Source organism: Proteus sp. Marseille-Q3619, assembly GCF_965283115.1.
Genome location: NZ_CBDIMP010000008.1, coordinates 1 through 1394, shown reverse-complemented (window position 1 = coordinate 1394; position 1394 = coordinate 1). Strand labels below are relative to the sequence as shown.

At 33.4% G+C, this 1394-nt stretch carries 1 protein-coding gene; it reads right to left on the bottom strand.

The features are described from left to right. Positions 1 to 1080 (bottom strand): N-acetylneuraminate epimerase (locus ACWPWK_RS19015; protein WP_454209245.1); only part of this gene is annotated, 1080 nt, incomplete at its 3' end. Positions 1081 to 1394 lie beyond the last annotated feature (314 nt).

Below are 1394 nucleotides of genomic sequence, written 5' to 3'. Positions count from 1 at the left end.
TCCAATTAAATAAAGTGAATTATCATGTGAGATAGTGACACCATAGCCAAGAGGAAGAGGTAATTCGCCAATGACTTTCCATTGATTATTAATAAAGCCATAAATTTCTTTATGCCACGTTTTTTCTAGTCCTTGATGCGCAAAATAATGTTGCTGTGCATAGTTTGCCTGAGAACCCGGAAAATTTGCCCCTCCAGCAACCAGCAAGGTGTGCATGCTGTAACCCGCAAATGCACCTGCTAAGCCGTCTTGTTGCTGATCAGGTGTAGGATTTGGTAGCTTTTGTGCTACCGTGTTCCATTGTAATTGATTGTTTTTAAATATCGCTGTTTGCACTTCACTGGTTCGTAATCCCGGTTTTATTTCACCATTTATTAAGGTGATTTTATTACCATCATAAGCTAATGCCGAACCCGCCGTTCCATTAAATGGCATAACACCTAATAATCGCCATTGATTACTTTCAGCGTTATATTCCATTATATTTCGATTAAAGAAGTAACCTTCCGCAGGTTTATTAAAATAATCACTGATGACTTTTTTATTTTCAGATCCATTCTCTTTGGTACGGTTTAAATCAACAAAGTAACCATCAAAAATTTGTTGATTAACACCACCAAGAATAATAGCTTCATGGTTGTTAATATTAATACCAGCATGCCCAACTAATCCGTAAGGCGCCCGCGTATTCACTTTTTCCCATTTATTTTCTTTAGGTAAATAACGATAAACTTCTGTGAGTGCACTAATAGTTTCACTCTCTTTATTTTCTTTTCCCGCACCACCAAATACATAAATATCGTTATTTAATGCTAGTGCAATGGCCTGATCTCTTTGTGTACCAGGAAAGTCTGCTATTTTTTCCCATTGTTTTGTTTGATTATTAAGATCAAGCTTATACCAAGATTTTCCTGCTGTGCCTAAACCAATATAAATAACATTTTTGTTGATTGTTCCTGCCCCACTTTTAAATGTGACAGGTAAGTTAGGAAGTTTTTCTGCAAAGCTAGTAGAGGTGAATATTGCTGACACTAGCATTACAGAGAGACAGGCGTAAGATATTTTCTTTATTCTGTTCATACTTATTAGCTCTTATTATTGTCATCAAGTAGGGTGTTTTTTGTATATTGAAGATCACTCCAATATATAATTATTTTCGGAGTTAAACTTCAAATCGATCTTTTCTGAATTGTGAAGACGATCAAAATGTCTATTTTTTAGACTTATATTTTTATAACTTTCCTTAAATCAAATTTAAGAATAAAAATCTGATATTGGAATAAAAGATAGTCACAATAATTTATTGTTGAGATTTTATGCAGAATATAATGTTACTTCTTTTACAGTAAAATTTTTTATAAAAGAGATAAAAATGGAGTTTTATTTCAAGAGCC